20 protein-coding genes, 1 tRNA gene, 1 other RNA gene and 1 pseudogene are annotated in these 18,402 nt (G+C 58.2%); 4 read left to right on the top strand and 19 right to left on the bottom strand.

Going from position 1 to position 18,402, the window contains the following annotated elements:
- The first annotated feature begins 14 nt into the window (after positions 1-14).
- On the top strand, positions 15-1,322 hold the full coding sequence (gene serS / locus ACVWZJ_RS01725; RefSeq protein WP_414399944.1) for a serine--tRNA ligase: 1,308 nt from the start codon (positions 15-17) through the stop codon (positions 1,320-1,322).
- Between the two features lie 333 nt (positions 1,323-1,655).
- On the opposite strand, the gene ACVWZJ_RS01730 is transcribed toward serS, so the two are convergent.
- From ACVWZJ_RS01730 to ACVWZJ_RS01790, 13 genes and pseudogenes are all read right to left on the bottom strand, one after another.
- A complete protein-coding gene (locus tag ACVWZJ_RS01730) occupies positions 1,656-2,060 on the bottom strand; it encodes a hypothetical protein (protein WP_011433390.1) in 405 nt (134 codons plus the stop codon).
- 68 nt (positions 2,061-2,128) lie between these two features.
- An RNA gene (ffs, locus tag ACVWZJ_RS01735) (signal recognition particle sRNA small type) lies at positions 2,129-2,226 on the bottom strand.
- 72 nt (positions 2,227-2,298) lie between these two features.
- Positions 2,299-3,015, bottom strand: coding sequence for a carbon dioxide-concentrating mechanism protein CcmK (locus tag ACVWZJ_RS01740; RefSeq protein ID WP_011433391.1), 717 nt, complete (start codon positions 3,013-3,015; stop codon positions 2,299-2,301).
- A 32-nt stretch (positions 3,016-3,047) separates the two neighbouring features.
- Positions 3,048-3,731, bottom strand: coding sequence for an LbetaH domain-containing protein (locus tag ACVWZJ_RS01745; RefSeq protein ID WP_238376729.1), 684 nt, complete (start codon positions 3,729-3,731; stop codon positions 3,048-3,050).
- 66 nt (positions 3,732-3,797) lie between these two features.
- Positions 3,798-5,759: a ribulose bisphosphate carboxylase small subunit gene (locus tag ACVWZJ_RS01750; RefSeq protein ID WP_011433393.1), complete on the bottom strand. Its 1,962-nt coding sequence runs from the start codon at positions 5,757-5,759 to the stop codon at positions 3,798-3,800.
- A gap of 71 nt (positions 5,760-5,830) precedes the next feature.
- Positions 5,831-6,130: a EutN/CcmL family microcompartment protein gene (locus tag ACVWZJ_RS01755; protein WP_011433394.1), complete on the bottom strand. Its 300-nt coding sequence runs from the start codon at positions 6,128-6,130 to the stop codon at positions 5,831-5,833.
- Complete coding sequence (locus tag ACVWZJ_RS01760) at positions 6,130-6,471, bottom strand: carbon dioxide-concentrating mechanism protein CcmK (RefSeq protein ID WP_011433395.1); 342 nt, start codon at positions 6,469-6,471, stop codon at positions 6,130-6,132. The genes ACVWZJ_RS01755 and ACVWZJ_RS01760 overlap by 1 nt, the downstream gene beginning before the upstream one ends.
- A 71-nt stretch (positions 6,472-6,542) precedes the next feature.
- The gene (locus ACVWZJ_RS01765; RefSeq protein WP_011430450.1) at positions 6,543-6,851 is read right to left on the bottom strand and encodes a carbon dioxide-concentrating mechanism protein CcmK; all 309 of its coding nucleotides are present in this window, start codon (positions 6,849-6,851) and stop codon (positions 6,543-6,545) included.
- 138 nt (positions 6,852-6,989) lie between these two features.
- Positions 6,990-7,173: pseudogene (locus ACVWZJ_RS01770) on the bottom strand (hypothetical protein); the annotation flags it as partial.
- A 483-nt stretch (positions 7,174-7,656) separates the two neighbouring features.
- Positions 7,657-8,382, bottom strand: a complete 726-nt coding sequence (locus ACVWZJ_RS01775; protein ID WP_011433396.1) for an energy-coupling factor ABC transporter ATP-binding protein — start codon at positions 8,380-8,382, stop codon at positions 7,657-7,659.
- Positions 8,383-8,389: 7 nt separating this feature from the next.
- A complete protein-coding gene (locus ACVWZJ_RS01780; RefSeq protein ID WP_457394248.1) occupies positions 8,390-9,217 on the bottom strand; it encodes a cell division protein FtsQ/DivIB in 828 nt (275 codons plus the stop codon).
- A gap of 57 nt (positions 9,218-9,274) precedes the next feature.
- Positions 9,275-9,493, bottom strand: coding sequence for an NAD(P)H-quinone oxidoreductase subunit O (gene ndhO / locus ACVWZJ_RS01785; RefSeq protein WP_011433398.1), 219 nt, complete (start codon positions 9,491-9,493; stop codon positions 9,275-9,277).
- Positions 9,494-9,623: 130 nt separating this feature from the next.
- Positions 9,624-10,028 carry a hypothetical protein gene (locus ACVWZJ_RS01790; RefSeq protein ID WP_011433399.1) on the bottom strand — a complete coding sequence of 135 codons (405 nt, stop codon included), beginning with the start codon at positions 10,026-10,028 and terminating at the stop codon, positions 9,624-9,626.
- A 1,278-nt stretch (positions 10,029-11,306) separates the two neighbouring features.
- Between ACVWZJ_RS01790 and petE the strand changes: the two genes are divergently transcribed.
- Positions 11,307-11,717: a plastocyanin gene (petE, locus tag ACVWZJ_RS01795; protein WP_011433401.1), complete on the top strand. Its 411-nt coding sequence runs from the start codon at positions 11,307-11,309 to the stop codon at positions 11,715-11,717.
- A 183-nt stretch (positions 11,718-11,900) separates the two neighbouring features.
- Positions 11,901-12,131 (top strand): hypothetical protein, encoded by a 231-nt coding sequence (locus tag ACVWZJ_RS01800; RefSeq protein WP_011433402.1) that lies wholly within the window; start codon positions 11,901-11,903, stop codon positions 12,129-12,131.
- A gap of 36 nt (positions 12,132-12,167) precedes the next feature.
- Here the strand turns inward: ACVWZJ_RS01800 and ACVWZJ_RS01805 are convergent, their stop codons facing one another.
- The gene (locus ACVWZJ_RS01805) at positions 12,168-12,380 is read right to left on the bottom strand and encodes a DUF2997 domain-containing protein (RefSeq protein WP_011433403.1); all 213 of its coding nucleotides are present in this window, start codon (positions 12,378-12,380) and stop codon (positions 12,168-12,170) included.
- An 88-nt stretch (positions 12,381-12,468) separates the two neighbouring features.
- On the opposite strand from ACVWZJ_RS01805, the gene ACVWZJ_RS01810 reads away from it, so the two are divergent.
- The gene (locus ACVWZJ_RS01810; protein ID WP_011433404.1) at positions 12,469-13,518 is read left to right on the top strand and encodes a potassium channel family protein; all 1,050 of its coding nucleotides are present in this window, start codon (positions 12,469-12,471) and stop codon (positions 13,516-13,518) included.
- 29 nt (positions 13,519-13,547) lie between these two features.
- On the opposite strand, the gene ACVWZJ_RS01815 is transcribed toward ACVWZJ_RS01810, so the two are convergent.
- From ACVWZJ_RS01815 to ACVWZJ_RS01835, 5 genes are all read right to left on the bottom strand, one after another.
- Complete coding sequence (locus tag ACVWZJ_RS01815; protein ID WP_011433405.1) at positions 13,548-14,216, bottom strand: PHP domain-containing protein; 669 nt, start codon at positions 14,214-14,216, stop codon at positions 13,548-13,550.
- A gap of 98 nt (positions 14,217-14,314) precedes the next feature.
- Positions 14,315-15,478, bottom strand: coding sequence for a pyridoxal-phosphate-dependent aminotransferase family protein (locus tag ACVWZJ_RS01820; protein WP_011433406.1), 1,164 nt, complete (start codon positions 15,476-15,478; stop codon positions 14,315-14,317).
- Between the two features lie 34 nt (positions 15,479-15,512).
- A tRNA-Cys gene (locus ACVWZJ_RS01825) sits at positions 15,513-15,584 on the bottom strand.
- An 82-nt stretch (positions 15,585-15,666) separates the two neighbouring features.
- The gene (locus ACVWZJ_RS01830; RefSeq protein WP_011433407.1) at positions 15,667-16,848 is read right to left on the bottom strand and encodes a CO2 hydration protein; all 1,182 of its coding nucleotides are present in this window, start codon (positions 16,846-16,848) and stop codon (positions 15,667-15,669) included.
- 36 nt (positions 16,849-16,884) lie between these two features.
- Entirely contained in the window at positions 16,885-18,393 is a 1,509-nt protein-coding gene (locus ACVWZJ_RS01835; RefSeq protein WP_011433408.1) for an NADH-quinone oxidoreductase subunit M, read from the bottom strand.
- Positions 18,394-18,402: the final 9 nt, after the last annotated feature.

Raw genomic sequence — 18,402 nt, forward strand, 5'->3', positions numbered from 1 at the left:
GGTAGACCATCTCTGTGCTGGATCTGAAGCTGCTGCGGGATCGCCCTGAACAGGTACGCCAAGCCCTGCAAAACCGCCGGGCCACAGTCGATCTGGATGGGATCCTGCAGTTGGATCGGGAGCGGCGGCAGTTGGAGACCCGCAAGGGATCCCTGCAGGCCGAAAGCAACAGCCTCGGCAAAAAAGTCGGCGAGATCATCCGCCAGGGGGCGGATCCCCAAGGCCCCGAAGTGGCGGCCCTGCGGCAGCGGGGGGTGGATCTCAAGGCCGAGATTGCCCAACTGGAGCAGCAGGAACGGGAGCTGGAAGAGGAGATTCGTGCTCGGCTGCTTACCCTGCCCAATTTGCCCCTGCCCAGCGTGCCGGTTGGCCGAGATGAGGCCGACAATGTAGAGGTGCGCCGCTGGGGTGAGGAGCTAAAGCCGGCCCATCCTGTCCTTCCCCATGACGAGATTGCCGAAAAACTGGGGTTGCTGGAGATTGGCCGTGCGGTCAAAGTGGCCCAAAGCCGCTTTGTGGCTATGGTAGGGGCGGGCGCGGCCCTGGAACGGGCTTTGATTGCCATGATGCTGGAGCGCCACGTTGCAGCCGGCTACACCGAGGTGATCCCACCCTTTTTGGTCAACAGCGCCGCTTTGCAGGGGACGGGGCAATTGCCCAAGTTCGCCGAAGATAGTTTTCGCTGTGCTGATGACGACCTGTGGCTGATCCCGACGGCGGAAGTTCCCCTTACCAATCTGTACCGGGATGAGGTAATCCCTGCGGAGTCCCTTCCTCTCTACTTCTGTGCTTACACCCCATGTTTTCGCCGCGAGGCGGGCAGCTATGGCCGCGACACCAAGGGGCTGATCCGATTGCACCAATTTCAAAAAGTGGAGCTGGTCAAGGTCACTCGCCCAGATCAATCGGAAGCCGAACACGAGAAGCTGGTGCAGGATGCCGAGGCCATCTTACAGATGCTGGAGCTGCCCTACCGGGTGGTGGAGCTGTGTAGCGGCGATTTGGGCTTTGCGGCAGCCCGCTGCTTTGACTTGGAGGTGTGGTTCCCCTCCCAAAATCAATACCGCGAGATCTCCAGTTGCTCCAACTGCTGGGACTTTCAGGCCCGCCGTGCTAACCTGCGCTACAAAGAAGCCGGCCAGAAAGGCACCCAGTTTGTCCACACCCTGAACGGATCTGGCTTGGCGGTGGGGCGCTCTCTGGCTGCCCTGCTGGAAAATCACCAACAGCCGGATGGCTCGATTCGCATTCCCAAGGCGCTGCGTCCCTTTCTCAGCTCCCGGTTTCTCTCGGAAGACGGGATCCTCATTCCTGCTGCCTGAGCTCAAACTCAACAAGATTGGATTGAGATGCTCCTGCCCAGATAGGCGGGTGTTCCCATCTTTTCTCCGACGACGGAGAATTGCAAGCTGTCTCACGGCAGTTTTTTGAAACCTCTGAAATGAACAACCTTGACCTGCCCCCGGCTCTAAAGGGCGAGGATCCCTAACACTTCACAGAGACGATCCACCTGACGGTAGCCTCAATCTTTAGGGTCATTTCAAGTTAGGTTGAGACACTTCCCAAGTGCTCTGCGGTACCGCTTCCGCTATGCAAAAGGGGAGAGGAGCTAGGAAGCAATGCATTCCTACCTTCCTGCCGGGCTGTCCTTCCGCTCAAGATTTGCCCTTGAGGCGATCCAACTCAGCTTGCAATTCGGCGATCTTCTGGCGCAGACGGGCCGCTTCCGAAAGTTCGATGGCCGTGCCTGCCTCGCCCTCGGTATCGCTAATGTCATCAATGGTGATCTTGCGGGGGCCGGCAGTTTGTCTGTATTCCCCCTTGCGGTTGGCGTTGGCAGCGATGGCATCCATGTAAGCCCGCGCCTCCTCAGCGGTCATCGCCCCCCGCTCCACCAGCTCGTCCACCAAAGCTTGCGCCTGCTTGCGCAATTCCATCAGACGGCTACCCGCTTTGCCAGCCACCTTGGCAGCATTATCCGCGGCCACAGCGGCCAGACCCATGCCGAGGTAGAAAGCCTTTTGAGCCCAGTTGGCGAGGGGATTGTCTGTCTCGGACATTGCTAGGACAAGGGGGAGAAAGGCGAGAAGGGGAATGACCCAGCAGAGAGGAAAGTGGGGTAGCAAAGGGCGACCCGGGTTGACGCGCCTGCTCTGAGCATCCCGTGGTGCTGCTATCTTCCGATCCTGACACGGTTTGGGCGTCGGAGCTGCACGGACCCAGGTCTTTCAGTAGCCTAGCATTTTTCCGTTCTGCCCTGCTCGGCTTTCTTGGGCAACAGATGGATTGCTCAGGGGGCTAGGGAGTTTCAGGCGGCTCCAGATAAACAGGGATCCGTTCCACAGCCGTATCGTTGCGCTGCACTTCCTGTTCCTGAACTTGAGGAAGGGTCACCGGCAAGGTCACTGGCTGGGCAACAAAACAACTGGCCACCGGCAGGGCTTGCTCCAGCTCATCCAGAGGGCGCGGGATCACCGCCACCGCGTGCAGTTCCCCAATGCGCTCTGCTTCGTACATGCCGGCATCGATGGCAATGGCCACGTTGGCTACCGTACCGCGGATAATGGCCGTACATAGGCCATCCCCAATGGTCTCGTAGGCCGCCAGTTGGACATCCGCGGTTTTGAGCATGACATCGGCAGCTCCTACCATTGCCGGGAAGCCGCGAGTTTCCAGCAGGCCCACGGCCAAGTTACTGAGGCGGCTGTAGCCGCGGTTTTGTGCCAGTTGAGACAGCTTGCTGCTGATCGGCAGTACCACTTCCAAGTTGGGCAGGGGGCGCGGGATCACCAAACTGGAGATCTCCTCTTGGTCAAACTGGCGGGCCAGCTCAATTCCCTCCTCAATGGCAATGCGCACATCGGCAATTCCCCCCCGCACAATGGCTGTGCAATAGCCCCCCGAGGTTTTCTCAAAGCCGATCAGCGTCACGCCTGCCGACTTGGTCATGGCGTCAGCAATGCGCACGATGACCGGAAAGCTGCGCGTCTGAATCAGGCCCAGGGAGGTTGACATCGGCATCCTAACTACTCACGCCAGTTTAGCCATCAGAGCCGGCTATCCCCAGAGGAGAGCACCTGTCGATGGGGATAAATCTTGCTCAAGAGGCGATCCAATTCCCAATGGCCAGGGATCCCGTTGAGGTTGCGCGTTTTGGTCCTTGGGGAACCGGACTTTTCTTGGGTTTGCTCGGCAGCTTCCTGCCAGCGGCGGGTTTGCTTTTCAACATTGGCCACCGGAGAACTGGGTGGGGGAGACGGCTCAGGCGACATCTCTGGAGCCATTTCCACTGCCGCCGGCGAGGGCTCTGCCGGGATGGGCTTGCTGCCGCCCGCCTCCTGGAGATCGAAACCATAGGTGGGATCCCCGATCAGCGAGCCGGGGGGAATGACTGCTTGGCTGAGCACCGAACAATTCAGCACTGTGGTTTCTGAGCCGATGCAGGCGTTTTTGCCGATGGTGCCCTGCCCGATCACCAGCACCCCCATTCCCAAGGTTGCTCCCGCCTCCACGATGAGGGATCCCCCACAGGCGTGCAGAACGGATCCCATGCCGATACACGCGCCGCGCCCGATGTGAATTCGACAGCCGGGGTTGGCCCGCAGCAGCACCCCTGCCCCAATCCCCGCCCCGGCTTCCACCTGTACCTCACCACTGACAAAATAGCGAGTTTCGTCGTTCTGGCCAGGCAAGGCGCGGAGCGTCATGGAGTTGGGCAAAGTAGAGGCCAACAAAGTGCTCCTCATCGCTGGGGGGTTGGGCTTGAACCAACAGAGGTCAAAAAAAGCTGGGATCCCTCAAGGGGTTTGGATGATTTGCTCCAGCACTCGCCGTTTGGCCTTGGGATCGATCCCCAGCAGGCGAACGTATTCTCCCTGGTGTTCCGCCAGGCAGGCTTCTAGAGCCGCCACCACTTGCGGCACTTGGGTGGCCTCGATGGGGCTACAGCTTTGCCAGGAAGACGTGCGAAAACGGCGCTTGTCCGCATGTTCGGTGCCGATGCGGTAGCCTTGGCTGAGCAACTGCTGCACCTGAGCCACCACCTCGGCGCTGAGGCGGGTGCCAGAAAGGGATCCCTTGGGGGCAGAAGCAGGAGCCGCGGCAGCAGCAGCAGATTTTCCGCTAGGGGTTTGGATGATGCGCTCATAGACCCGCCGTTTGCCTTTGGGATCGATCCCCAGCAGGCGTACATACTCTCCCTGGTGCTCCGCCAGGGCAGCCGTCAGCTTAGCCAACACCTCTGGCCCGCGGGTGGCGCGAATGGCCGGCCCACTCTGCCAGGAAGAGGTTTTGAAGCGGCGCTCGTCGGCATACTCGTAGCCAATGCGGTAGCCTTGGGCCAGCAGCCGATGCACCTCCTCCTGCACCTCCAGATCCAGGCCGGCACTGCCCCCTGCCGCAGGAGCCGTATCTGCCACCACGCCGGTTCCTGCAGGACTGCTGCTCACCTGGCCTTGCGGGGTTTGAATGACCTTCTCCAGCACCCGCCGCTTGCCTTTGGGATCGATCCCCAACAGGCGCACATATTCTCCCTGGTGCTCTGCTAGGGCAGCCTGAACAGCGGCCAGGATCTCCTGCGGCTGACCGCTCAAATTGCCCAAGGTCTGCCAAGAAGAGGTGCGGTAGCGGCGGGCATCGGCCACCTCCAGGCCAATGCGATACCCCTGCGCCAACAAAGTCCGGATCTCCTCCTCCAGCCCTGAGCCAGAGCGAGAGCCGACCGCCCCAGAACCCGGAGCAGCGGCTGCCGAGACGCGGCTGGGCATCCCAGAAACCAGCGCCGGCCCATCGGGGGTTTGGATGATTTGCTCCAGCACCCGCCGTTTAGCCTTGGGATCGATCCCCAGCAGGCGCACATATTCCCCTTGGTGTTCTGCCAGGATGGCCCCCAATGACTGCACCACCTCCGCCTCGTGGGTGCTGGTGATTGGGCTTTCGCTTTGCCAGGAAGAGGTTTTGAAGCGGCGAGCATCGGCATACTCTAGCCCCACGCGATAGCCTTGGGCCAACAGGGCACGAATTTGCTCCACCACCTCCGGCTTGAGAGGGGATCCGCCGCCGTTCCGGCCATTGCCGCGATGGGAAGAATGAGTCATGGGTGCCGTCTCCGTAGCCGTTGAGTTAGAGGTGCGCTGCAGTTCGTTGCGGATGGGAGCGATACAGACGAGGTTTTCGCTGCACTGGTAGCCCTCTCGCAGGGCTTGGTTGATGCCGATCACGTGTTGGGCAAACTTGGCATCGCTATCCTGGACGTCGGGCAGCCGGTCGGCCTCGGCCTGGGTGGTGATGATGGATCCAGAAGGCACGTACTTGCCTGGGGGGATCTCCACATCCTGGATCAGGCAATGCAACATGATGATGCAGCCATCCCCAACCCGAGCGTTGAACACCGTCGAGCGGAAGCCAATAAAGCAGTCGTTGCCCACGTAGGCCGGCCCGTGGATCAGAGCCATGTGGGCAATGGAAGTGTTTCTGCCAATCCAAACGGAGTAGGGTTGGCCGTCTTCTCCTATCACCCGCCCCTGTTCCAGGCCGTGGATGACCACCCCATCCTGAATGTTGGATCTGGCGCCAATGTGGAAGGGGGATCCCTCGTCAGCGCGAATGGAAGTTCCCGGGGCGATCAGCACCTCCGCTTCCACCCGCACATCCCCAATGAGGTTGGAGAAAGAATGCACGTAGGCTGTGGGATCGATCTTAGGCTCCGCCAGTCGGCGAGACCAGGGCGTTGGCGGTGCAGCATAGGTGTGAGCAGGCATAACCGTGAGCCTCTAGAACGCAGTAGGGCGGACAAGGGCAGCAAGAGAGATGAGAAGGGAAGGGATCCCAGCTAGCGTTGATCGCGCTTGTTGTAGAGAGAGCGACCGCCAACGCTGACGGTATCGATGATCGCCATCACCACCGCATCCAGCGGGCGAGTCTGGTTTCCTTGCGGCTGGCGAGCGGCACTGCCTTGGCTAACCAGCACCCACTCGTCAATGCCGGCCCCCACCGGATCGGCAGCCACAGCGTAATCGGGTTGCGGCTGGCCCTCGAGATCGACGTACTGCACCAACAAAAACTTCACGCCCGTTAAGCTGGGATCCTTCTGGGTGCTGGTGACGGTGCCCCGCACAATGGCAATACGCATCAGGGACGGGTGAAGGGACGGATGGCATTTACCCCTTCGCGGAACTGAGCCACATCCTCGGTGTAGCGAATGGGCAACACGTACTCCAGGTTCTCGTGGGGACGGGCGATAATGTGCCAAGACAACAACTGGCCGCCGTTCACCCGCTTCACCGAGTCAATGCCGGCAGCCACCGAGGCTTGCACCTCCGAGACATCCCCCCGCACGATCACGGTGACCCGACCGCTGCTGATTTTCTCGTAACCCACCAGGGTAACGCGGGCGGCCTTGACCATGGCATCGGCAGCTTCTACCACTGCCGGGAAGCCCAGGGTTTCGATCATTCCAACTGCAATAGCCATAGGTACTCCTTACGCTGAAAGTGAAAGTGGGGTGCGAACTTTCTGGGGTGCGAACTTTACTGAAGTGGGGACTAGGTGCGGAACTGCTCTACCGCCTCGGTATAGCGGATGGGCAACACAAACTCCAGGTTCTCGTGGGGACGGGCAATGATGTGGTGGGAGAGAATCTCACCCCCGCTCACCCGCTTGGCAGACTCCAAACCGGCAGCCACCGAGGCTTGCACCTCCGAGACATCCCCCCGCACGATCACGGTGACCCGACCGCTGCCGATTTTCTCGTAACCCACCAGGGTAACGCGGGCTGCCTTGACCATGGCGTCGGCAGCTTCTACCACTGCCGGGAACCCGCGGGTTTCGATCATTCCAACTGCAATAGGCATATCAACTCTCCACTTTTGAACACACTCAGTTCCTGAACGCTGTCGAACCCAGCAACAAGGTAAATTGATCTCGCTTATTGGGTTCGCTCATGCAATCTGATACATTTACGCTGAACACTGCTGAACATCACTGTTCAACTATGCAGCGATAGCATTCTGTTTGTTTCCAACCAGAATGGCGGTATCCCGCAAAGCTTTGAGTAGAATACCCAAAGCGCAGTTTCCGTGTCGTCTTACTACCAATTTTCTGCTTTGCTTTGGCTACCATGTTGGCAGACTCGAAAGTAAACAGAAAGATCAACTGGTAGTAATCCGTACTGAACATATTATACATTATTTTCAGTATAGTTGAGCTTATTATTGACTAGAGTCATGCTCCTTTCGATTTCATCAGAGAGATCCTCTGCCCAAATCTCGATTGACAGCTTTTCCCGGCGACACCTACCCCAGCCACCAGAGACCCCCCTCTGAGGGGAGAAGGCTCTGAGCCACAGACCTCCGACTGAAGTCAGAACAGGTTGTAGGAGCCATCAGGGTTAACCGCAACTGTCACTCAGGCGGGCAAAGCTGCCAACTCTGAGCTAAGTCCACATCTTTCTTGTACACAATCGATCATACAAAATCGATTAGGACGACTCAGAGAAGGGATCCCCGACTTAACAAAATGATATCCCCACTCAATCCTGGACGAAAATCAATATTTTTAATTAGCACGATAGCTTTTTATTAAGAGAGGCAAAATTGTTATCAATTCAAAAATAATTCTTGACATCTTTTCAACTTTCACCGCTCATCGACTCCTGGATCATCGGCGCAGCGAGGGGGGCACTTCCAGGCCGTGGGCTTCCATGAGGTCGGCTTGGCCCATCAGGTGGGCTGGGGATCCCTGGGCCCAGATCCGCCCTTGATCCAACAGGATGACCTGATCGCACACCTCCAAGATCAGCTCCAGATCGTGGGAAGCCAGCAGAAAAGTGTGGGCGGCCTGTTGCAAAAAAACCATCAACCGGCGCCGGGCTCGCAAATCGAGGTTGGCTGTCGGCTCATCGTAGAGCACCAACTGGGGCTGCATCGCCAGGATCCCGGCAATGGCAACCATGCGCTTTTCCCCACCAGAGAGGTGATGGGGGGGACGATCGGCCAAATGGAGGGTGCCGGTCATCTGTAGGGCGGCCTGAACGGCAGCCGCAATCTCCGCCTCAGGACGGGCCAAATTGCGCAGTCCAAAGGCCACATCTTCGGCCACCGATGGGGCAAACAGTTGATCGTTGGGATCCTGAAACACCAGCCCCACCTCAGGGCGAAACTGGCCGGGCCGCAGCGGCTGGCCAAACAAACTCACCTGGCCAGAGCAGGGGGGCAACAGGCCGCAGAGGGTGAGGAACAGAGTGGTTTTACCCGCGCCATTGGGGCCGATCACCCCCAGATGTTGCCCAACCTCGACCCGTAGATCCAGCCCTTGCAGCACCGGCGGATGACCGGGATAAGCTGTCCACAATTGGTTCACCTCCACCGCCGGCACCGGGTTCATAGCAAAGCTAGGGCATCCGCACGTCTTTCCAGCGCTCCTGGGTGGCCGTGGGGGTAAGTTGCAAGGTGGGCACACTGGGGCTGGTGAGGTCAATGTGGACGATGTCGTCGGGCGTACACTCGCAGTAGCGGCGCAGATCCCGCATTTGGTTGAGGGTCTGAATTTGCAAGGGCAAGCGGTCGGAAATCGGCCCCAGGTAGACGTTGCCCAGCTCAGTATGCAGGGTGATCCCCGCTCCAGATTGCCAATCCACTGCCCTGATCTGAATTTCAGACTGCTGTAAAGCCCTGAGCAACAGCGCCCATTGCTCTGGGGTGTGGTTCTCCCAGCCCAGCAGCTCCAGCTCAGGCCAAGACGCGGGGGAACGGTAGGGATCCGGAGACAGCCAGTTGCCCTGGACATCCACCCAGCCCATCTGGTCGCCCCATCGCGCCCGCGCAACAGGTTGCCGTTCTCGCACCTGGACGATTACCCCCACCGGCAGCAGCCGTCGCTGCACCTGGACGCTTTCGATGGGAGAGGGGCGGGCCGGGGATCCCAGCAAAGCCCTTTCCAAAACAGCCGGTTGCACCTGCCAAATGTTGAGGGGATACTGCAGGGGCAATTGTGCCCGTATCCAGGCGGGATCGACCCAGTGGGCACCCTTTACCTGAATCTGTTCTGGCTGACGAATTTGCCAGTGGGGCTGCCGTAGGCCCAGCACCAGCAGCGCCAAGAGGGTCATCGAACCGGTCAGGCGCCAGGATCCCTGCCAGAATCGGCTGCGCCGTTGCCGACGCAAAAGCTGCCTACGCTGCAGGATTTGTTCACGGTTGGGAGCAGCCAGGAGTGCCATGGATCCCCCTTCACCCCATCACGGGGTATGCAGATGGGGAACATTCCGTGCTTCTACTCAACCCGCCATCTCCTGAACCTGATCCGCCCGCAGCCAAACCGTAGGGGTGGGAACAGCCCCAAACTTAATCTGCAGGTAGTCACCTTTGATATCCACGACTTCTCCGGGGGTCTCGAAAACGTAGTTGGGAATAAAAGGATCGCTTGCCTGCGCTTCTAAGCTACCCTCCAGTTTCTCGCGGATAGCCCGCACCAAGGTGCCTCGCTTAATCGCCATTGCTCCTCCTCAGTTCAGTCGCAGATTAGCCGGTTCGATAGCAGTTGTATCACGCCTGCCGCTGCCGTGAAGAAGAAAGCTGGGATCCAGCCTCTGGCTCGGCTCTGACGGGGATCAACCTGAATTTGGCCTATTTGCGTCTCAGGCTGCGGGCCATATTGCGGAAGGTATCCATGTCCGATCCCCCCTGACGGCGTGGGCTTGCTCCGCTGCTGCTTGAAGCGGAGGATCCCTGCTCAGCAGCAGTTTCAGGAGTTTTGGCTTGCTCTGTGGACAACTTAACTTTGCTGAGGGAAGAGACCTGCTCCACCACCTCCACCTTCTCCTTGCTGCCGAAATCCTGGAAGGTGTGCTTCACGATCCTGGGGGTGCGCATATACTCGATGTTGCCAAGGGTTTTGGCTTCATCTGGGTCGAGAAAAAAAGTATTGTCGTTTTTCGCTTTCTTTGGGGTTGGCTTAGCAACAGTTTCCGGTGAGGACGTGGCCGCAGCTTTGCCGCGCGAGCCGAACAAGCGCTTGAAGATGCCTACCATGGTCGTTTTGCCTGCAATGGGTAAGGAAGTTGAGCCGGATCCCTAGGCACTGATATTGGCCACCCGCCCTTGGCAAGGTGAGGGCCAGGCCCGGTCATGAAATAATGTTAAGCCAACTTAGAGCACCCTGCCCTCCGGGGCAGAAGGGTTTCTGGATCCCGCACCTCAGAGGGAGAGAGTTTCAACCTCTGGCAAAGGGTTTGGCCGATGGCAATGTAACTCATCCCCAAAGCATCTCAGGATCAGGAAGTTCAGGGATCCCTGTAGCCGACTGCCATACAACCTTCTGGCCGAGAAATTGGCTTACGCTCGCTCCTCTCTTCTAGAGAGCCAGAGGAGTTTCCTCATACGCTAGATGCGTTGTCTTAGCTAGCAGTGGCTATATGGCTATACAGTGAAGTAAGAAGTCCAAAAACTCACTCCAGGCTCAGATAAGTAAAAACTGCAGTATGAAGCTGTGCCTCCAGATCGGCCTGGTAAGAAAACCTTACTGCTGCACTTTTGAGGTGTAGTGTACTTCAACCCTGAGGGGAGCGCCCAGGTTCAAGGCACTGCCGATGCAACGGGCCAAGATTTGAATGTTAAGCCGCTGATCCGTCGATTCTAAACTTGTTGCAAGCCGACTCTTGCTTGGACCAACTACGGGTGAACGCTGTACGCTCATCTTAACAGACTCCCTATTTTGGTGAGGGCTGAACAACCAACTGACTTTCAGGTGATGTTATTGAGGAATCTCAAAGGAATACCGACCAGCAGCATCCAAGAACCTGCTCTTTGAGATTAGGATGATTTGCCCTTCTTGTGCATCGACAACCCTACGGATTTGTTAGGCAAGACACTCTTGGACTTTAAGGGATCCCACGGAAAAAGAATCTCTACTTTGCGAAACTTTGCGAAGCACTTTTGGGTAGAGATGAGGACGACCCGGAAAACTGGCTCTCGGTTCCCTGCGCACGCTCGCCAACTGCCAAGATGCTCTACCCCAAGTGGTTGGGGATCCAGCCGCATCGGGTTGCCCAGCAGAAGTGTTGCCATAGACCCGCGAGAGAGTTCTGTTGTTTGACGGGTTCGGTCTGCTGTGGCCTTCTGTTAAAGAACGGATGCTACCGCTCCATAGGTGGGCATGCTCTATTTTGGGATGAGCCCCCTTATAATGAACATTAGGAATCCAAGTGTCCCTGCTGTCCCTCCGCCTGGCTGGGTTCTCTTCACTGCATACAAGGGAACAACCGAGCCGCAAAGTCCGGGATAGCTGCTGTTGCGTTTTGAGAGGAATCCATGTCTCTAGTTTTTAACCTGGTGAAGCGTTTGCAGCTCATCCTGCTCAGCCTTGTGGTTGGGGGATTGGCTGTGGCGTTCTTGTCCAACCCTGCTGCTGCCGAGACCTACATTGTCAAAATGGGATCTGACAAGGCCCAGTTGGTCTACGATCCGCCTTCTCTCACCATCAATCAAGGGGATACCGTCCAATGGGTGAACAACAAGGTCTATCCCCACAACGTCGTCTTTGACAAGGTGCCCGGTGGAGATGCGGCTTTGGCGGCCAAACTCTCCCACAAGGCGCTGCTTACAGCTCCCAAGCAGGTTGTGGAGTCAGCTTTTGTCGATGTTCCTCCAGGTGAGTACACCTACTACTGCACGCCCCACCGTGGGGCCGGAATGGTCGGCAAGATCATCGTGAACGGCTAAATCCACACCCCAAGTGCTGAACTTCTAGGGATCCCACTTTTGGTTTTGCCTTGCTGGACAGGGATCCCTGCCTTTAGCATAAAAGTTAGCCCTCTCAGGAGTGGGAGGGCTTTTTGGTGAATGAATACGCATTCGACCGGCTTGCCCTGTACTGCACAAGTTTAGTCCACAAACGGGTTCTCTATGACCACCAGCGTTAAAGGTTACCTGCTCTTGGCCGTTTCCTGCCTCAGCGCCATTGCTGCTGTTGGCTCAATTTTCGAGTTGGCTTCTGGCGAGCCGGATTTTGGCGTCGGCCCCACCAGCATCATCTTGGTTGTCGCTGCTCCATTGGCTGTTTGGCTGTTTCAGGCTGCGGTTGGAGCGGCACGGGCCGGCAATACGGCCGGAAAGGGGAGCAAAAAGAAAAAGTGAGAAGATGGTGAGAACCCTAGGCAAATGGATATGGAGTCAGCGGGTTTGCTTCAAAGAGACTTCTGACTCCCTCTCGATTTCAGTCAGTTGGTGAAACTCCGGCAAGAGCTCCCGTTTCTGCACAGTTCCGAGAGCCGATTCCAAGCCGGCGGTAGCTAGGGTACAACTGGAGCCAGAACCATTCAGTACGGTCTCGGTGACCTGTCCGTTTTTGTCGATCCGATATTCCACTTTGATGTATTCAGGCATCCGCACTCCACTTGTTACCGAACAACAACGGGTTCTTCCCCATTCTAGTTCTTGCTTCCTTTTCCTGGGCTAGATCTGGCTGGGCTCTATGGCTTCTGCTCGTCCCCCCTTCCAGGCTGCCAAAAGGGATCCCGGGATCCGGCGAGACCTCGGCTTGGGTGTGGGGGCATTGGTGTGTGTGGTGCTGATCGGCACCCTCTGGTACCACGGGGTGGAGCAGTGGCCTTGGGTGGAAGCTTTTTACATGACCGTTATCACCCTAACCACCGTGGGCTTCATGGAGGTGGGGCCGCTGGGGGAGCGGGGGCGTTTATTTACGGTGGCCTTGATCCTGATGGGGGTCTTGAGCATTGGGTTCATGGTGAATCGCTTTACAGAGGCCCTCATCCAGGGACATTTTCAGGAAGGGATCCGGCAACGGAAATGGAAGAAACAGATGGAAGCGCTGAACAACCACTACATCATTTGCGGTTTCGGGCGCATTGGGCGGCAGGTGGCTCAAGAGTTTCGAGCAGAAGGGGTGCCATTTTTGGTGATCGATCAGTCTGCTGAGGCGATTCAGGTGGCTCAAGAGCTGGGATATGTGGCTCTCCAGGGGGATAGTACTCTGGATGCCACTTTGCTCGAAGCGCGGGTGCAACAGGCGGAGGGGCTGATTGCCGCCCTGTCTTCCGATGCCGAGAACCTCTACGTGGTCTTGTCGGCCCGCACCTTGAACCCCCGCATTCGCACCATTGCCCGCGCCAATACGGAGGAGGCTTTGCAAAAACTGCAGCGGGCGGGCGTTGCCCATGCCATTTCTCCTTACATCACGGGCGGAAAACGCATGGCGGCGGCTGCCCTGCGTCCTCGGGTTGTGGACTTTGTGGATGGCATCCTTGCCGGTCGGGATCGCACTTTCTACCTGGAGGAGTACGAGCTGGCAGCCCAAGAATGTCCTTATGTCGGGCAAACCCTACGGAAAGCCGATTTGCGCAACCGATCCGGAGCTTTAGTGGTGGCAATCCGGCGGGCCGATGGCCAGTTGATCGGTGGCCCCAGCGGAGAAACCCTGTTGCAGCCGGGGGATCTGCTGCTGTGTATGGGCACTGCAGAGCAGTTGCGCCGGCTTGGTCAGCTGCTCTATCCACGCCCGTAGCAGCCCGTTCTCCACCTGGGTAGCCTGGCTCAAATCCGCCTCAGAATACTGGGGCCATGAGAGTCGGTGCCACAGGTTTTCAAAAGTCCGTAGGTCTCGGCCAGCTCTTCGGCTTTCTCCGTCACTTCCGGGCTAGGGATCCAAATCTCCGGGTTTTTGTAGGCGTAGTAGACCTCAAGGCCATCTATTCCCAACTCCGCTGCGGCTGGGACAATTTCCTCTGCAGGCAGGCAATAGCGAAAGGGATGGGCCAACACCGCCAAGCCTCCTGCCGCTTGAATGGCCTGGATCGCGTCGGCGGCGGGCAAGCCGGGAACCTGCTCCCCTTGGGCAAAGGGATCCAGGACACCATCGGTGGGATCGAAGCCGTAGCCCAGAATATGCACTTCACAGCCCAACAGGTTGGCGGTGATCTCGATCCCCGGCCACAGGATGGGGTCGTCGGGACGATCCAGGTGGGCGCGGGCTCGCTCGTAGCCCTTCAGGGTGTGGTGATCGGTGATGGCCAGTCCCTTCAGACCGTGCCGGCGTGCTTGCTCCGCCAGATCCACGGGATCCATCTGCCCATCCGAACAACGAGTGTGTAGGTGAAAGTTGTACTGCAAGGGACAAGAACGAGGGCCAACCCCCTGTAGCACCTGCCGCAACTCCCCAGCAGAAGGCACCACGCAGGGATCCCGTTCCAAGCTGACAACCATAGCCACCCTTGGGTTCTGAAGTTTTATTAAGCATGTCCCCCCATTGTAGCCAGGGGCAAGGGTCAGTGCTATGGGTCAAAGACTACTGAGCTGGGGGCTCAGAAGCCGTGGGCCAGTACTTCCTCGGCGGCGCGAGTTCCCGCCCCTGGGGTGAAGTCGCTGTAGCCCACGGTGTGTAAAGCTGACTCCAGAGCAGCCAAGGTCATCAGCACATCGCGGTCACTCACAAAGCCCAAATGGCCAATGCGGAAGATTTTGCCCTTGAGGTGGTCTTGTCCAGCGGCAAGGGCGATGTCGAAGTGTTTCTTCAAGGTGCTGCGAAGGGTATCGGCATTGATCCCTTCGGGAGCGAGTACAGCTGTTACCGAAGGACTGGCCGCTGACTCTGGATCAACCAAGAGCTTTAGCCCCAGAGCCTTGACGCCAGCACGGGTGGCTTGGGATAACCTGGCATGACGCCGGTAAATGGCCTCCAAACCCTCTGCCCGCATCATCTGTAACGTCGTTCGCAGGGCATAAAACAGGTTCACCGCCGGTGTAAAGGGAGTGGTGCCTTGGCGCAGGGCCTTTTGCGCCAGCTTAAAGCTCCAGTAGTACTTGGGAAACCTAGAGCGCTCCGTAGCGGCCATGGCCCGCGGGCTGACGGCCACAAATCCCAGCCCTGGTGGGATCATATAGCCCTTCTGGGATCCCGAGGCCACCACATCCAAGCCCCATTCGTCCATTAACACCGGCATTGCCCCCACGCTGGTGACCCCATCCACCAGGACGAGGGCTTCCCCGTGCTCGCGGGCAGCAGCAGCAATGGCTTGCACATCGTTGGCTACGCCGCTGGAAGTCTCCGAGTGGGTGAGGATGACGGCTTTGATGGTTTTTTCCCGGTCGGCAGCCAGCTTTTCTTGGAAGATCTCGACGGGGTAAGGGATCCCCCAGGGGGTTTCCACCCGCTCACACTGAAGGCCAAACTGCTCGGACATTTCCGCCCAGCGCTCCCCAAACTTGCCGTTCACCCCCACCAAAACCCGATCCCCAGGGCTGAGGGTGTTGAGGATCCCGGCTTCCATAGCGCCGGTGCCACTGGCGGAAAAGACAAACACATCGGAGGTGGTTTGGTGCAGCCAGCGCAACCCATCGGTGACCTCTTCCAAAATGGCGGTGAACTCTTTGCTGCGGTGCTCGATGGGCCCCCGTGCCATCGCCAGCAGCGCACTCTCGGGAACGGGAGTGGGGCCGGGGATCATCAATATCAGCTTGTCTTTCATGCTTGCCCTGCTTGGGATGCAAGTGAGGTTTAAAAGGTGGCGGCCAGATTCGAACTGGCGCATAGAGGTTTTGCAGACCTCTGCCTTACCACTTGGCTACGCCACCCCATTGCTCAACTGGGCGCAGATATTGTATCCGAAAAGGGGATCCCCCTTCCAGTAACCAAAAGTAGCAGTTCCCAGCTCAGCTAGGCCTCAACCCTTTCTTCCTGCACCTTTAACAGACGGGATCCCAGCAGGCGCTGCAGCCAAGGAGCCAGAAACTTGCGGTTGGCCAACTGCTGCTGGGGATCCTGAGTTTCCAGAGGGAAGGGGGCAAGAGCCCGCAGGGCGGCAGTGGTAACACAGAACATGGCCTTTTGGAAGCTGAGGCAGATTTTCACCCGCAGGTCATCATCCCCGCGAGGCTGGCGGCGGTAGTGCTCTCGCAAGTAGGGGGGCAGGTGGCGCATCATATCCTGCATCAACAGGGTAGGCGGGATCCCAGCGCTGCCTACCGGCAGCGGATCGGCGTAGAGGGCGCCGTAGGCAAAGTCAGCCTGCTCAGCCGGGATCTGGTGGGCCTGGGCGTTGTAGGAAACCGTGCCCATAAAGGGAAAGGAGCGGAAAAACACCGCTTCCACATAGGGAATAGCCGTATCTGATAGGAAAGTCAGACCCGCCGAGAGAGGGATGATCTCGTAGCGGCGGCCCCAGATGCAGGGAGCGTAGGTGATAGGCTTGTCGGCAGCTGCCACCAACCCCTGCTGGATGTGAGCCACCACGTCGGGAATGGTGAGGTGGGGTTCTGTCTCAGAGCGCTTGGCCAGCGCCAGGAAAATATCGCTCATCACCCGCCAAAACTGGCCCAAGCCGCTGTACATAGCCAGCATGCGCACCTGTTCTAGAGCAAAGTCGGGAAACAAGATCCCCAAGCCCTGCAAGAAGGGATTGAAGCGGATTTTGGCCCGGATGGCTCTCTTGGCCCGCTCGACAAATTCAGGGGTATCCAGGTAGCGGTCTAGCCCCCCTCCCCCATGCCAGAGCATAGCCTTCATGCAGTATTCGGCAAACTCGTAGTTGATGCGGTCATGCCACAGGTAGCGCAGCCATTTGCCCAGGGTAATCTCGCCGTTGAAATACTTGAACGCCGGAAAAAGCTCCAAAAATTGGTGGTCGGCAATAAAGATCAAATTGCGCGAATAGGCATCCAGCACCTCGCCGTAGCTATGCAGGATGCCAATGACCTCTAGGCGATTGGCAGGGGCATCCGGCACAAGGGCTCCCCCTGCCTCTAGGCGCTGGACAATAGGAGCCAGTTGCAGTTGCTCCAGAGGAGATAAGCCGGCCAGAAAGAAGCAGGAAGGAGCAGGAGCAAGAGTGGCAGTCATGGGAGCAAAAGAAACTCCGTCGATCTCATCAAATCATCAAAAGGAAGACAACCCAAACTGAAAGGCAGTGACCAGTCCTGCAACACCAGCTAGGTTAGCCTTGGCCAAGGCCAAGGTGGTGGACTCCACCCAGCGGGTTGCCCAGCTAGGCTGCAGGCCCAGTAACACCACCAGCGTTGCCAAAACAACAGCAGGCAGGCGCTCTTCAGTGGCGTGGCGTTGCATGGCTATGGCCACTTGCGAGAGGCGCCCAAAAAAGACACGGTTCACCATCAGCAGAAAATAGGCCGCCGTCAATCCCGTCCCCACCATGCACAGGAGCGTTTGCAGGGGAAAGACGGCAAAGCTGCCCCGAAAGAGGGTGAACTCAGCTATAAAGCCCACCATGCCCGGTGTGCCGCCACTGGCCATCACCCCTAGCACCATCAAGCTGCCAATAAGCGGTAAGCCCCGCTCCGGGTTGAGCAATCCCCGCAGCAGCTTGAGATCCCGTGTGCCGGTGTTGGCATAGACGGCTCCCACCAGAAGAAACAGCAGCGAGGAGATGAGGCCATGGCTGACCATCTGGAAGACGGATCCCACCAGGGAGAGGGGAGTGGCTGCTGCTACAGCCAAGAGGATGTAGCCCATGTGGGCAATGGAGCTGTAGGCCACCAGCTTTTTCATATCCTGCTGCACCAAGGCGTTCAGGGATCCATAGAGCACGTTAACCACCGCCCAACCGGCCAGCCAAGGCCCGGCTTGATCCCAGGCATCCGGCAAGAGCTGCAGGCCAAAGCGCACCAGGCCGTAGGTGCCCAACTTCAAAAGCAAACCCGCCAGCAACACGGAAATGGGGGTGGAAGCCTCCACATGGGCATCCGGCAACCAGGTGTGGAAGGGCACCAAGGGGATCTTGATGGCCAGGCCCAGCAGAATGGGAATGAGCAAAAGGATCTGCGACAGCCGAGGTAAAGGGTGGGCCTGCAGGACGGTGTAGGTAAAGCTGTGGGCATCGCTCAGCCAACTGAGGCCGAAAAAGCCAATCAAGAGGAGGATCCCCGACAGAGCGGTGTAAACCAAAAACTTGGTGGCGGCATAGGTGCGGCGCGGCCCTCCCCAGATGGCGATGAGCAAATACAGGGGGATCAGCTCCACTTCATAGAACAGGAAAAACAGCAGCAAATTCTGAGCCAAAAAAGCTCCGGCCACCGCTGCCGCCAGCATAAGCACCAAGCTGTAGTAGAGGCGGGGCCGCTCCACCTGGCCACTGGCCCAAATGGCCATCAGCACCAGCAGCCCGGTCATCACCACCAAAGGCAGAGAGATCCCATCCACTCCCACCTCATAAACCAAGCCCAACTGGGGGATCCAGGCCATCCTTTCCGCCAATTGCAGGGATCCAAGGTGGGGGTCAAAGATCAGCAACAGCCCCGCGCTCAGGCCAAACAAAACCCACCCAAACCCCAAGGCCAAAGCCCGGTGCAAGCCCTTCCCCGCCTGCTCGGGAATCAACCCAATCAAGATGCTCCCCAACAACGGGATCCCAATCAAAAGGCTCAACATGGCTCTCTC

This window comes from Thermostichus sp. OS-CIW-29, assembly GCF_054058195.1.